The sequence below is a fragment of the Fuscovulum blasticum DSM 2131 genome, assembly GCF_003034965.1.
Taxonomy (GTDB): domain Bacteria; phylum Pseudomonadota; class Alphaproteobacteria; order Rhodobacterales; family Rhodobacteraceae; genus Pseudogemmobacter; species Pseudogemmobacter blasticus.
The window spans coordinates 68,896-81,207 of the sequence record NZ_PZKE01000011.1; the positions used below are offsets into that span (position 1 = coordinate 68,896).

Consider the following 12,312-nt stretch of genomic DNA (forward strand, 5'->3'; position numbering starts at 1 on the left):
GCTCAGCCCCGCACATTGGCATCGGGCAGGATCGCGGCGCGTTCGGCATCAAACGACATGAACATCTTCGCGCCCATCCCGGGCACCGTCGCCTGCCCGTCGTTGCGAATTTCCGCCGCCAGCTTCGCCCCGGTCTCGCTGATCGCCAGGATCGAGATGAAATTGCCCTCGAAGGACACTTCGCTGATGGTCACCGGGATCGAATTCTCGTCCGCCCTGGTCTGGCTCAGCCGCGTATGTTCGGGGCGGACATAGAGCTTCACCCCCTTGCCGCCGGCACTTGCGCCCAACCGGGCGCGGAAGGTGCCATGCGGCGTGGCAAAGGCCGCCATCCCGCCGGCAGGATTCTGAACTTCGCCGCTGAACACATTGTTTTCGCCCACGAAAGCGGCCACAAACCCATTCACCGGATTGTTGTAGATGTCGCGCGGGTCGGCAATCTGCTGGATGCGCCCCTGCGACATGACCCCCACCCGGTCACTCATCGCCAGCGCCTCGCCCTGGTCATGGGTGATGTAGATGAAGGTCACGCCCGTCCGCTTCTGGATAGCGCGCAGCTCGGCCCGCATGTGCTGGCGCAGCTTCAGGTCCAGCGCCGACAGCGGCTCGTCCAGCAGCATCACCTGCGGCTCTACCGCCAGCGCGCGCGCAATCGCCACCCGCTGCTTCTGCCCGCCCGACAACTGGCTGACCATCTTGTCCCCCGCCCCCGGCAGATCGACCAGCGTCAGCAGCTCTTCGGCCTTCTTGCGGCGCGTGGCCTTGTCCACCCCCCGCACCTCAAGCCCGAAGGTGATGTTTTCCCAGATCGGCATCAGCGGAAACAGCGCCAGGTTCTGGAAGATCAGCGCCGTCGGGCGCTGGTTGGGGCGCTTGCCCTTCACATCCTGCCCGCCGATGCGGATCACGCCCTGCGTCGGCTCGATAAAGCCCGACACCATGCGCAGGATGGTGGTCTTGCCGCAGCCCGAGGGGCCCAGGAAGGAAAAGAACTCTCCCGGCCTGACCGAGACATTGGCGTTGTCGACAGCCCGAAAGCTGCCGAAATCGCAGCACACGTTTTCAAGATCGATTCCGGCGCTCATCGCGTCGCTGTCTCCCCGGGGTTATCGTTTTTTGATTTGTCGTCACGCTAACAGTCGCCGCGCACACCGCAACGAATTTTTGCGTCAACCGCAGGCCCAAGCGCGACACGATGGTCCGCAAGACGGGCACGCCGGGCAGTTTCTGCCCGGCGTGCTGCGGTTTCAGGCAATCCCCGCCATCGCGGGGCCCCGTCAGGCGGCCTTGTACTTGTCGGCGTATTCGCTGCGCTTGGCCACGAATTCGGCGGTCTGCTCGGGCCACCACCACAGCGATTTCAGCGCCGTGTCATCGAAGGTGCCCTTGTAGAAGGCGGCAATCTCCGCATCCATCAGGTCGGGCGCGCCCTTTGCCACCGGGTTCGCCTTGAAGGCGGTGGCCCAGTCGGCCGAGGGCTGCGGCGTGGCAACGAACTTCGCCAGCTCGGCGGCGGCATCCGCGTTCTTCGCGGCCTTCAGCAACGAGAAGCCCTGATTCCAGGCAAAGGCGCCCTCGACCGGCGCGATGTACTTGAAGCCGTCGTTGCGCACGTTGAAGCCGGTCGAATCCCAGCACAGGCCGATGGTGGCGCCATTGGCCTGGAAGCCGGCCACCGCCTCGTTCTCGCCCGACCACCACTGCACCACATTGCCCTTGACCTTGATCGCCTCGGCCAGCGCGATGTCCCACAGCTCGGTCATGGCCGCCATGTCGACATAGCCATCGCGCCACGGACGCGGCAGCTTGCCCTGCGCTTCCAGCCAGCGGCCCATCGCGGCCAACGTCGAATGGGGCCGCAGCACGGCCGCGTTGTCGGCGCTGAACAGGTCGCCCAGGCTGGGCGGCGTCGCCAGCTTGGCATCGGCTTCCGACGCGACCAGCGCCTCGGTGCCCCAGACCGAAGGCACAATCATCAGCGCGCCGTCAAGGCGCGACATCTCGCCCGCCGCGCCATCGGCCAGACCCGGCAGATAGGCATCCAGCGCCACCTTCGATTCGTCCCAGGCCTGCAGCAGACCGTTGGCATTGTAGCTGCCCCAGCGGTCGATGGTGGTTTCAATCAGGTCCAGCGCGCCGGTTTCCTGCGCGATCTTGGCTTCGGCATACATGGTCTCGTGATCGGGAACTTCCTTGAAGTTCACCTTGATCCCGGTCGCGGCTTCGAAAGCCGGAAAGACCTTTTCCGCAAGGGTCGGATAGCCGGCCCAGCCGATGAAGTTCAACTCGCCCGACGAGGCAAGCGCCTTGGACGAAATGATCGCGGGCGCGGCCAGAAGGCCCGCACCGGCGGCAGTCGTCTGAAGGAAACGGCGGCGGTTGAGGTGGAAGGTCATGTTCTCTCTCCTGCATGGCGCAAGGCGCGCTGAGCGGTGCCTTGCCACGCCCATGTAACGGTCAAGCGACAGAAAAGTGAACAAAAATAAGGCGGCGCGCGAATCCGCACGCCGCCTTCCGCCTATCAAACGGGGCGCGCTCTGCCGCGCCCCCGGCGGTGTCAGGCCGCCTTGTACTTGTCTGCGTATTCGGTCCGCTTGGCGATGAACTCGGCCGATTGCTCGGGCCACCACCACAGCTTGGCCAGCGCCTCGTCGTTGAAGGTGCCGTTGTAATAGGCCGAAACTTCCGGGTCCATCAGATCGGCCGCGCCCTTGCCCACCGGGTTGGACGAGAAGGCCGAAGCCCAGCCCGCCGCCCCTTCGGCGGTCGAGACGTATTTCACGAACTCATGCGCCTGATCGACGTTCTTGGCGTTCTTCATCAGCACAAAGCCCTGATGCCAGGCAAAGGCCCCTTCCACCGGGGCAACGTATTTGTAGCCGTCCTTGCGCAGGTTGAAGCCGGTGGAATCCCAGCACAAGCCGATCGTGGCGCCGTTCGCGGTGAACCCGGCATTGGCCTCGTTCTCGCCCGACCACCACTGCACCACATTGCCCTTGGCCTTGATCGCCTCGGCCAGCGCAATGTCCCACAGCTCGGTCATGGCAGCCATGTCGGTATAGCCGTCCATCCACGGGCGCGGCAGCTTGCCGGTCGCGTCCAGCCAGCGGCCCATGGCAGCCAGCGTCGAATGGGGCCGCAGCACGGCCTGGTTCTCGGCGTTGAACAGGTCGCCCAGGCTGGGCGGGGTCGACAGCTTGGCGTCGGCCTCGTTCACCACCAGCGATTCCGTGCCCCAGACCGACGGGACATAGAACAGCTTGCCATCGGCGCGCGAACGGTCGCCCGCCGCGCCATCGGCCAGACCGGGCAGATAGTTCGACATCGCCAGCTTGGCTTCGTCGAACGGCGCCAGCAGGCCGTTCGAATTCCAGCCGCCCCAGCGGTCCAGCGTCGGCTCGATCACGTCGATGCCGCCGGCCTCCAGCGCGACCTTGGCTTCCGCGAACATCGTGTCCTGATCGGGCAGTTCCTTGAAGTTCACCTTGATGCCGGTGGCCTTCTCGAAGGCCGGAAACACCTTTTCGGTCAGCGCGGGATAGCCCGCCCAGCCGACGAAGTTGATTTCGCCCGATGAGGCCAGCGCCTTGGACGAAATAAGGGCAGGCGCGGCCAGAAGACCGGCGCCCGCCGCCGAGGTTTTCAGGAACCGGCGGCGGCTAAGGGGGGTAAGCGTGGTCAAGTTCGTTCTCCCTGGTTGACTTTGGGTCAGTGCACAGCGGTTTGCCCGCTTTTCATTGCTCGGGTCTCGCCCGGCTGACCGATGTCCTCGCCCTGCAGACCGGCAAAGACACAAGGCACGGCACAGAGATCCCAGAGCCGCACCATAGGGCAGCAGCCCCCTCGTCTGTCAACGGACCTGTGGGCCTGCCGGCTGCCGGACGCCGGAATTTGGCGTCTGTCGCAGGGTATGACTGTTTTATGCACGTCGGATGCACGCAAGATGCCTGTTCCGCAGCAGGGGGCGGCGCCATGAAAAAGGGCGGCCCCGACGGGCCGCCCCCTGTGTCCTGTTTCCCGCGACCTCAGTCGATCATCGGGATCAGCGCATCCAGGCTTTTCTTGGCATCGCCATAGAACATCCGGGTATTGTCCTTGTAGAACAACGGGTTCTCGATGCCGGAATAGCCCGTGCCCTGCCCGCGCTTGCTGACGAACACCTGCTTGGCCTTCCAGACCTCCAGCACCGGCATCCCGGCGATGGGGGAATTGGGATCTTCCTGCGCCGCCGGGTTCACGATGTCATTGGACCCAATGACGATCACCACATCGGTAGACGGAAAATCTTCATTGATTTCATCCATTTCCAGCACGATGTCATAGGGAACCTTGGCCTCGGCCAGCAGCACGTTCATGTGCCCCGGCAGGCGGCCGGCCACCGGATGGATGGCAAAACGCACCTCTTTCCCCCGCGCCCGCAGCTTCCGCGTCAGCTCGCTGACCGACTGCTGCGCCTGCGCCACCGCCATGCCATAGCCCGGCACGATGATCACGCTGTCAGCATCGTTCAAAGCCGCCGCCACACCTTCCGCATCAATCGCAACCTGCTCGCCCGCGATCTCCATCGCCGGGCCGGTGGTATTGCCGAACCCGCCCAGGATCACGCTGATGAAGCTGCGGTTCATCGCCTTGCACATGATGTAGCTGAGGATGGCCCCCGAAGACCCCACCAATGCGCCGGTCACGATCAGAAGGTCATTGCCCAGCGTGAAGCCGATGGCCGCCGCCGCCCAGCCGGAATAGCTGTTCAGCATCGACACCACGACCGGCATGTCGGCGCCGCCGATGCCCATGATCAGATGATAGCCGATGAACAGCGCCAGCGCCGTCATCAGGAACAGCGGGAAGATCGACGCGGTCTTCAGGTAAAGCACCAGCATCAGCAGCGACAGGATCGCCGCCCCTGCGTTCAGCAGATGCCCGCCCTGCAACTGCTTGGCCTTGCCATCCACCTTGCCGGCCAGCTTGCCGAAGGCCACGACCGAGCCGGTGAAGGTGACGGCCCCGATGAAGATGCCAAGGAAGACCTCGACCCGCAGGATGTTCAACTCGACCGTGGTCTTGTGCGCCAGAACGGCGGCAAAGCCTGCCAGCGCAGATCGGGCGATGTCATCCATCGCGGCCACGCGGGCGGCCTCGATATGGGCGTTCAGCCCGATGAACACCGCCGCAAGACCAACGAAACTGTGCAATGCCGCCACAAGCTGTGGCATCTCGGTCATCTGGACCCGCGTCGCCGCCATGTAACCAAGGGCCGAGCCCGCGGCCAGCATGACGATCAGGAAGAACCAGCCGAAGAAACCAAGGCTGACTTCCGGTCCGAAGATGGTGCCGACAACGGCAATCGCCATGCCGACAATGCCGTACCAGACGGCGCGCTTGGCGCTTTCCTGGCCCGACAGCCCGCCAAGGCTGAGAATGAACAGAACGGCAGCCGCGATATAGGCGCCTTGGGTCAATCCGATGCTCATGGCCCTACCCTCACGACTTCTGGAACATGGCCAGCATCCGGCGCGTGACCAGGAAGCCGCCGACGATATTGATGGTGGCGATCAGAACCGAGACCGCCGCCAGGATCAGCACGAAGAAGTTGCCTGACCCGATCTGCAACAGCGCCCCCAGCACGATGATGCCGGAAATCGCGTTGGTCACCGCCATCAGCGGCGTGTGCAGGCTATGGCTGACGTTCCAGATCACCTGGAAGCCCACGAAACAGGCCAGCACGAAGACGATGAAGTGCGACATGAAGCTGGCGGGCGCATACAGCCCCACCAGCCCCATCAGCGCCCCGCCCGCGGCCAGCATCACCACCTGATTGCGCGTCTGCTGCTTGAAGGCCGCGGCCTCTTGCGCCTTGCGCTCTTCCGGGGTCAGTTCCCTGGCCTTTTCCTTCGGCTTGGCGGCTGCAATGGCCTGAACCTTGGGCGGCGGTGGCGGATAGGTGATCGCCCCGTCATGCGCCACAGTGGCGCTGCGGATCACGTCATCTTCCATGTTGTGGACGATGACACCGTCCTTCTTGGGCGTAAGGTCCGCCAGCATGTGACGGATATTGTTTGAATAAAGGCTTGATGCCTGCGTCGCCATCCGGCTGGGGAAGTCGGTGTAGCCAACGATGGTGACGCCATTGTCGGTGACGATCTTTTCATCCGGCACCGTCAGGTCGCAGTTGCCGCCCCGCTCGGCCGCCAGATCGACGATCACGCTGCCGCGCTTCATCGCGCGCACCATATCTTCGGTCCACAGCTTGGGGGCCGGACGTCCGGGGATCAGCGCCGTGGTGATCACGATGTCCATGTCGGGGGCCAGCTCGCGGAATTTCTTGAGCTGGGCTTCGCGGAATTCAGGGCTGGAAGGCGCGGCATAGCCGCCCGTCGCGGCCCCGTCCTGCGTCTGTTCGGCGAAGTCGAGATAGACGAACTCGGCCCCCATCGATTCGATCTGCTCAGCCACTTCGGGGCGCACGTCGAAGGCATAGGTGATGGCGCCCAGGCTGACGCTGGCCCCGATCGCGGCCAGACCTGCCACGCCCGCGCCCACCACCAGAACCTTGGCCGGGGGCACCTTGCCCGCTGCCGTCACCTGCCCGGTGAAGAAGCGCGGGAAGTTGTTCGCCGCCTCGATCACCGCACGGTAGCCGGCAAGGTTTGCGGTGGACGACAGCGCATCCATCTTCTGGGCGCGGGAAATCCGCGGCACCATGTCCATGGCGACGACGGTCGCGCCCTGTGCCTTGACGGTTTCCAGAAGATCCGGGTTCTGGGCCGGCCAGAAGAAGCTGATCAGGGTCTGCCCCTGCCGCAGCGCCTTGGCTTCCTTTTCCTCGGGGCCGCGCACCTTGACCACCACATCGGCGGCCGCGAGCACGGCCTTGGCATCGGCCAGCACCTCGACCCCTGCCGCCGCATAGGCGGCATCGGTGAAGCCGGCCTTGTCGCCCGCACCCGACTGGATGCAGCAGCTATGGCCCAGCTTCTGAATGGCAAGCGCCGACTCTGGCGTCATCGCCACCCGGTTCTCACCCGCAAACACTTCCGTCAAAGCACCGATTTTCACCGTCATAGCCTCCTGTGGCGGCCGTTATCGTTCTTCGTGCCTACGTGCTGCGCAACTTTCTTTCAATCCCGAATTGCGGATTGACCGAATGTCTCATCGCCGCAGGCCGTTACCAAAGGGAACCCCGGTCATCCAGCGCGCAGTGCCGGCCGCCCATGTGTCGAAACCGGCGCCAAAGCGGGCGCGCAGCCGCGCCTCTTCATCAAGAATGAAGCGGGTTTCGATGATCCAGACGAATCCTGCCAGCAGGGGCAACGCCCAAGGCGCATTGAAGCCAAGGCAAGCGCCCGCGACCACCATCAGATCGCCCAGATAGATCGGGTTGCGCGACCAGGCGAAAACCCCGCCGGTCACCAGAACCGATGGCATCTGGCGCGGAATCACCGTGGTCCGGGCCAGGGCCATCTGCGCCCCCGCCACCGCCATCAGCGCAACGCCGGCCAGCGCCAGCAGCATCCCCAGGGCCGGACCGACCGGCGACAGGAAATCCCAGGGCCAGAGGCGGCCCAGACCCCAGGCCAAGGCTACCGCCGCCATCGTCCACACCGGCGGCCAATCCAGCGCCTTCATGCCCTGCTCCTGCTGCAAACCCCGCGACAGCCGACACTGGCGCAGGGCATGACCGGAACGCAAGCGGCCTCAAGGACGCATCCCGGAACGGCGGGGCTGGAGGAATCCGCCGCAGTAAGGCATGACAGGGCCAAGAGGAGCGCCCCATGACCACAGATTTCGCCGCCACCAAACGCCAGTTCCTGCTGCCCGAAGGGGTAATCTACCTTGACGGTAACTCGTTGGGGCCATTGCCCCGCGGCGTGGCCGAACGGTTGCAGACCACCGTGGCCGATGAATGGGGCCAGATGCTGATCCGCGGCTGGAACACCGCCGGCTGGATGGACATGCCCGCCCGCGTGGGCAACCGGATCGCCCGTCTGGTGGGGGCCGAACCGGGCAGCGTCGTCATGGGCGACACGCTCTCGATCAAGGTCTACCAGGCGCTGGCGTCGGCGCTGGAACTGGTGCCGGGCCGGCGGGTGATCCTGTCCGATACCGGCAACTTCCCGTCCGACCTGTACATCGCGGACGGCCTTGTCCGCACGCTGGGCGACGGCCACGTGCTGAAGACCGTGGCGCCCGAGGCGGTGGAAGACGCCATCGACGGCAGTGTCGGCGTGGTCATGGTCACCGAGGTCGACTATCGCACCGGCCGCCGCCACGACATGGCCCGGCTGGCCGCCAAGGCCCATGCGCATGGCGCGCTGCTGGTCTGGGATCTGGCCCATTCCGCCGGGGCCTTCCCGGTGCATCTGGCGCGCGACGGGGCCGATTTCGCGGTGGGATGCACCTACAAATACCTGAACTCGGGCCCCGGCGGCCCGGCCTTCATCTATCTGGCGCCGCGCCATCAGGACGCCGCCCGCCCCGCCCTGTCCGGCTGGCTGGGGCATGAGGCGCCCTTTGCCTTCGATCTGGACTACCGCCCCGGCGCCGGGATCGAGCGGATGCGGGTCGGCACGCCGCCGATCCTGCAACTGGCCGCGCTGGATGCCGCGCTGGATGTGTGGAACGGTGTCGATCTGGACGACCTGCGCGCCCGCGCGCTGGCCCTGCAGGACCGTTTCATCGCCGCGGTCGAGACCGCCTGCCCGATGCTGACGCTGGCCACGCCGCGGGATCATGGTCAGCGCGGCAGCCAGGTCAGCTTCCGCCACGCCGAAGGTTATGCCATCATGCAGGCGCTGATCGCCGAAGGGGTGATCGGCGACTTCCGCGCGCCCGACATCCTGCGCTTCGGCATCACGCCGCTGTACATCGACGAAGGCGACATCGACCGCGCCGCGGCGATCCTGGCCCGCATCATGACCACCGGGTCGTGGGACCAGCCGCAGTTCAAGGCCCGCGCCCGCGTGACCTGAGGACCGAGAGCCATGCTTGCCGCCGCAACACCGCGCCTGCCCCTGTGCCGCCCCGCGGGCTGGGTCGCGCTGTGGCGGCGTCTGGGCAACCTGTCGATCCTGTCCTGCCGGAGGCTGCGTTTCCTTCCCTGATCCGATCTTACGTCACCAGGAGAAAACGCATGACCACCTGCCCCTTCAACCCCGCCGAGGATGGCGCCCAGATGGCCTTCGATGGCCGCATGTCCTATGGCGACTATCTTCGCATCGACCAGATCCTTGATGCGCAGGCGATGCTGACGCCCGCGCATGACGAGATGCTGTTCATCATCCAGCACCAGACCTCGGAACTGTGGATGCGTCTGGCCCTGCACGAGCTGGACGCCGCGCGCCGCAAGATCGCGGCCGATACTCCGCATGAGGCGTTCAAGATGCTGGCGCGGATCGCTCGCATCTTCGAGCAGCTCAACAGCGCCTGGGATGTGCTGCGGACCATGACCCCCAGCGACTATTCCACCTTCCGGGCCGGGCTTGGCCAGTCTTCGGGGTTCCAGTCCTGGCAATACCGGCTGATCGAATATGCCGTCGGCAACCGCAACCTTGCCATGCTGAAACCCCATGCCCACCGTCCCGACCTGACCGCCCGGCTTGAGGCCGAACTTGCCCGCCCCAGCCTGTATGACGAGGCGCTGCGGCATCTGGCCCGCCATGGCCTGCCCGTGCCCGAAGCCGTGCTGACCCGCGATCTGCGGGCGCCCTGGGTCCATGACGCCGGCGTTCTGGCCGCGTGGGAAATCGTCTACCGCGATCCGCAGAAACACTGGGCGGCCTATGAGCTTGCCGAAAAGCTGGTGGATTTCGAGGACTACTTCCGCCGCTGGCGCTTCAATCACCTGACAACGGTCGAACGGGTGATCGGCTTCAAGCGCGGCACCGGCGGCACCTCGGGCGTGGCCTATCTGCGCCGGATGCTTGACATCCAGCTTTTCCCCGAACTCTGGGCGCTGCGCACCACGCTTTGAACCGGGGCTCCGGGCGCGGCAAAGGGCCGGCGAAAACGCAGGATTCTCACAATCCTGTCATCGCCGGCCCCCAAGCGCGGTTTGACGCAGCGGCGGGCTTCCTTTAGGGTCCGGGAAATTGTGGCCGGAAACATGTGTTTCCGGAACGTGAAAAGAATGAGCCAAACGATGCGCGCGACCAGTTTTTCCGCCCTTTTGAAACTTTCTGCCATGGCGGTTCTGTCCGCAGGTCTTCTCAGCGCCTGCGTCGAGACTACGGTTCCGGGCGCGGCGCCTGCTGCGGCACCTGTGGTCACGGAAAACGTCTATGTGGCCAAATCCGATGGCCAGTTCACGGTTCCTGCCCTGCCCGTCGAGAAGATCCCCGAACCCTATCGCCGCCAGGTGGTGGATTACACCACCGATCAGGCGCCCGGGACCATCATCATCGACCCGGCCCACAAGGTTCTGTATTACGTCACCGGCAAGAACAAGGCGATCCGCTACGGCATCGCCGTGGGCAAGGCCGGCTTCCAATGGTCGGGTGAGGCGATTGTTGCCAACAAGCGCCCCTGGCCGACCTGGACCCCGCCCAAGGAAATGATCGCCCGCAAGCCGGAACTGTCGAAATGGGAAAAAGGCCAGCCGGGCGGCCCGACCAACCCGCTGGGCGCCCGCGCCATCTATCTGACCTCGGGCGGCGTCGATTACGGCTACCGCATCCACGGCACGCCGGAATGGCAGTCGATCGGCCGCAACGCTTCGTCGGGCTGCATCCGCATGATCAACCAGGATGTGATGGACCTGTATGAGCGTGTCACCGGCGGCGAAAAGGTGATCGTGCTGACCGCTTCGGGCGAAATGCCCAAGGGTCTGTCGATTCCGAAGCCCCCGGCGGTTAAGAAGGCCGCAGCCCCGGCGCAGCCGAAGGCCGCCGCCCCGGCCGTGGTGCCTGCGCTGTCGGTCCTGCCGCCGCCGTCCATCGTGACCGGGCCGGCTGCCGCCACGCCCGCGGTGGCCCCGGCCACAACCCCAGCCCCGGCCGCACCGGCCGCCACTACCGTGCCGGCCCCGGCGGCAACTGCCCCGGCCGCAGCACCGGCCGAAGACACCGTGATGCCGGCGACCTGCCCGGTGCCGCTGGTTGATGGCAAGTGCCCGCAGGGCTGATCCGCGCGCCACATATCGCGAATGACAAAGGGCCGCCCATCGGGGCGGCCCTTTTCATGGACGGCAACTGCCTGGTGGTCAGCCCAGCCAGCGGTCGTAGTCGCTGACCAGCAGATGCGTCGGCCCCACGTCTTCCTCGATCTCGGCAAAGCGACCGATGGGTTCGCGGAAGATGTTGTCGGTCAGGTCGTCGTTCACGGTCGAAACCTCGCCGATCAGGACATCACCGCCCTCGCCCCAGAAGGCGTGCCAGTCGCCCGGCATCAGCGTGACGCTTTCCCCCGGCGCCAGTTTCAGCTTGTCGCCCGGGCCATAGGGCCGGTCGATGCCGTCGCACCGCACCAGCCCGCCGCGATCCTCGGCAAAGCGGCCCTGATCGTCGCTGCCATAAAGTTCGACCACCAGCGTCGCGCCGCCACGGTTGATGATGTCCTCGGCCTTCAGGATATGGCTGTGCATCGGCGAAAGCTGGTCCTGCCGGCTGATCAGCAGCTTTTCGGCATAACACATGCCGCCGCCCCGCTGCAGGTCTGACAGGCTGCCGTTGCGCAGGGTGAACAGGAACAGCCCCATCTCATCGAACCGGCCTTCGCCGTAATCCGTGATGTCCCAGCCGCAGCGCGCACCGATAACCCGGCTGGCCGAGGCCGCGCGGGCCTTGAATTCATCCGGCGACCAATAGGCAAACGGCGGCAGCGCAAAGCCGTGATGGCGGATCATTTCGTCCGCAGCCGCCATGATGTCGTTGATGCGTGAGCGTTTCATTGCACCCCTCCCGATGTTGGCGCTAACTATACCGGCGGCAAGGGGCGCGGCAAGCAGGGGACAGTCATGATTGCGCAAGTGTTGGTCGGGGTGGTGGCGGCGATCCACCTTTACATCGTGGTTCTGGAAATGGTGCTGTGGACCACCCCCAAGGGGCGGCGGGTGTTCGGGACCACGGCCGAATTCGCCGAAACCTCAAAAGTGCTTGCGGCCAATCAGGGGCTTTACAACGGGTTCCTTGCTGCCGGGCTGATCTGGGCCAGCGTCGCGGGATTGCAGGCCGCAGGTTGGCAGATGGCCGTCTTCACCCTGCTTTGCGTAATTTCTGCCGGGCTTTACGGGGCCGCCACGGTCTCGCGCCGCATCCTGTTCGTGCAGGCGGTGCCCGCCGCACTGGCCCTGCTGGCGCTATTGCTGAAGATCTAGCG

At 65.3% G+C, this 12,312-nt stretch carries 11 protein-coding genes; 4 read left to right on the top strand and 7 right to left on the bottom strand.

Features of this window, described 5'->3' with window-relative positions; translation table 11 throughout:
- Positions 1-2: 2 nt before the first annotated feature.
- The 6 genes from C5F44_RS12260 to C5F44_RS12285 form a co-directional block, all read right to left on the bottom strand.
- Positions 3-1,085, bottom strand: coding sequence for an ABC transporter ATP-binding protein (locus tag C5F44_RS12260; protein WP_107673824.1), 1,083 nt, complete (start codon positions 1,083-1,085; stop codon positions 3-5).
- Between the two features lie 192 nt (positions 1,086-1,277).
- A complete protein-coding gene (locus C5F44_RS12265) occupies positions 1,278-2,396 on the bottom strand; it encodes a twin-arginine translocation signal domain-containing protein (RefSeq protein ID WP_181318260.1) in 1,119 nt (372 codons plus the stop codon).
- A gap of 161 nt (positions 2,397-2,557) precedes the next feature.
- A complete protein-coding gene (locus tag C5F44_RS12270) occupies positions 2,558-3,682 on the bottom strand; it encodes an extracellular solute-binding protein (RefSeq protein WP_123876520.1) in 1,125 nt (374 codons plus the stop codon).
- 343 nt (positions 3,683-4,025) lie between these two features.
- A complete protein-coding gene (locus tag C5F44_RS12275) occupies positions 4,026-5,471 on the bottom strand; it encodes an NAD(P)(+) transhydrogenase (Re/Si-specific) subunit beta (protein WP_107673827.1) in 1,446 nt (481 codons plus the stop codon).
- A 10-nt stretch (positions 5,472-5,481) separates the two neighbouring features.
- Positions 5,482-7,056 carry a Re/Si-specific NAD(P)(+) transhydrogenase subunit alpha gene (locus C5F44_RS12280; protein ID WP_107673878.1) on the bottom strand — a complete coding sequence of 525 codons (1,575 nt, stop codon included), beginning with the start codon at positions 7,054-7,056 and terminating at the stop codon, positions 5,482-5,484.
- Positions 7,057-7,149: 93 nt separating this feature from the next.
- Positions 7,150-7,626 carry a methyltransferase family protein gene (locus tag C5F44_RS12285; RefSeq protein ID WP_107673828.1) on the bottom strand — a complete coding sequence of 159 codons (477 nt, stop codon included), beginning with the start codon at positions 7,624-7,626 and terminating at the stop codon, positions 7,150-7,152.
- A 146-nt stretch (positions 7,627-7,772) separates the two neighbouring features.
- Between C5F44_RS12285 and kynU the strand changes: the two genes are divergently transcribed.
- The 3 genes from kynU (at position 7,773) to C5F44_RS12300 (ending at position 11,119) form a co-directional block, all read left to right on the top strand.
- Positions 7,773-8,969: a kynureninase gene (kynU, locus tag C5F44_RS12290; protein WP_107673829.1), complete on the top strand. Its 1,197-nt coding sequence runs from the start codon at positions 7,773-7,775 to the stop codon at positions 8,967-8,969.
- A gap of 161 nt (positions 8,970-9,130) precedes the next feature.
- Positions 9,131-9,970, top strand: coding sequence for a tryptophan 2,3-dioxygenase (kynA, locus tag C5F44_RS12295; protein WP_107673830.1), 840 nt, complete (start codon positions 9,131-9,133; stop codon positions 9,968-9,970).
- A 210-nt stretch (positions 9,971-10,180) separates the two neighbouring features.
- Positions 10,181-11,119: a L,D-transpeptidase gene (locus C5F44_RS12300; protein ID WP_181318261.1), complete on the top strand. Its 939-nt coding sequence runs from the start codon at positions 10,181-10,183 to the stop codon at positions 11,117-11,119.
- Positions 11,120-11,197: 78 nt separating this feature from the next.
- Here C5F44_RS12300 and C5F44_RS12305 read toward each other — a convergent pair whose 3' ends face one another.
- Positions 11,198-11,884 carry a D-lyxose/D-mannose family sugar isomerase gene (locus C5F44_RS12305; RefSeq protein ID WP_107673832.1) on the bottom strand — a complete coding sequence of 229 codons (687 nt, stop codon included), beginning with the start codon at positions 11,882-11,884 and terminating at the stop codon, positions 11,198-11,200.
- Between the two features lie 66 nt (positions 11,885-11,950).
- On the opposite strand from C5F44_RS12305, the gene C5F44_RS12310 reads away from it, so the two are divergent.
- The gene (locus C5F44_RS12310; RefSeq protein WP_107673833.1) at positions 11,951-12,310 is read left to right on the top strand and encodes a DUF1304 domain-containing protein; all 360 of its coding nucleotides are present in this window, start codon (positions 11,951-11,953) and stop codon (positions 12,308-12,310) included.
- The last annotated feature ends 2 nt before the right edge of the window (positions 12,311-12,312 follow it).

What these genes read in the sequence shown, in the direction of transcription:
- C5F44_RS12305 (WP_107673832.1), bottom strand. Translation starts at nt 11,884, where the DNA reads ATGAAACGCTCACGCATCAACGACATCATGGCGGCTGCGGACGAAATG.
- C5F44_RS12260 (WP_107673824.1), bottom strand. Translation starts at nt 1,085, where the DNA reads ATGAGCGCCGGAATCGATCTTGAAAACGTGTGCTGCGATTTCGGCAGC.
- C5F44_RS12275 (WP_107673827.1), bottom strand. Translation starts at nt 5,471, where the DNA reads ATGAGCATCGGATTGACCCAAGGCGCCTATATCGCGGCTGCCGTTCTG.
- C5F44_RS12285 (WP_107673828.1), bottom strand. Translation starts at nt 7,626, where the DNA reads ATGAAGGCGCTGGATTGGCCGCCGGTGTGGACGATGGCGGCGGTAGCC.
- C5F44_RS12265 (WP_181318260.1), bottom strand. Translation starts at nt 2,396, where the DNA reads ATGACCTTCCACCTCAACCGCCGCCGTTTCCTTCAGACGACTGCCGCC.
- kynU (WP_107673829.1), top strand. Translation starts at nt 7,773, where the DNA reads ATGACCACAGATTTCGCCGCCACCAAACGCCAGTTCCTGCTGCCCGAA.
- C5F44_RS12300 (WP_181318261.1), top strand. Translation starts at nt 10,181, where the DNA reads ATGGCGGTTCTGTCCGCAGGTCTTCTCAGCGCCTGCGTCGAGACTACG.
- C5F44_RS12310 (WP_107673833.1), top strand. Translation starts at nt 11,951, where the DNA reads ATGATTGCGCAAGTGTTGGTCGGGGTGGTGGCGGCGATCCACCTTTAC.
- kynA (WP_107673830.1), top strand. Translation starts at nt 9,131, where the DNA reads ATGACCACCTGCCCCTTCAACCCCGCCGAGGATGGCGCCCAGATGGCC.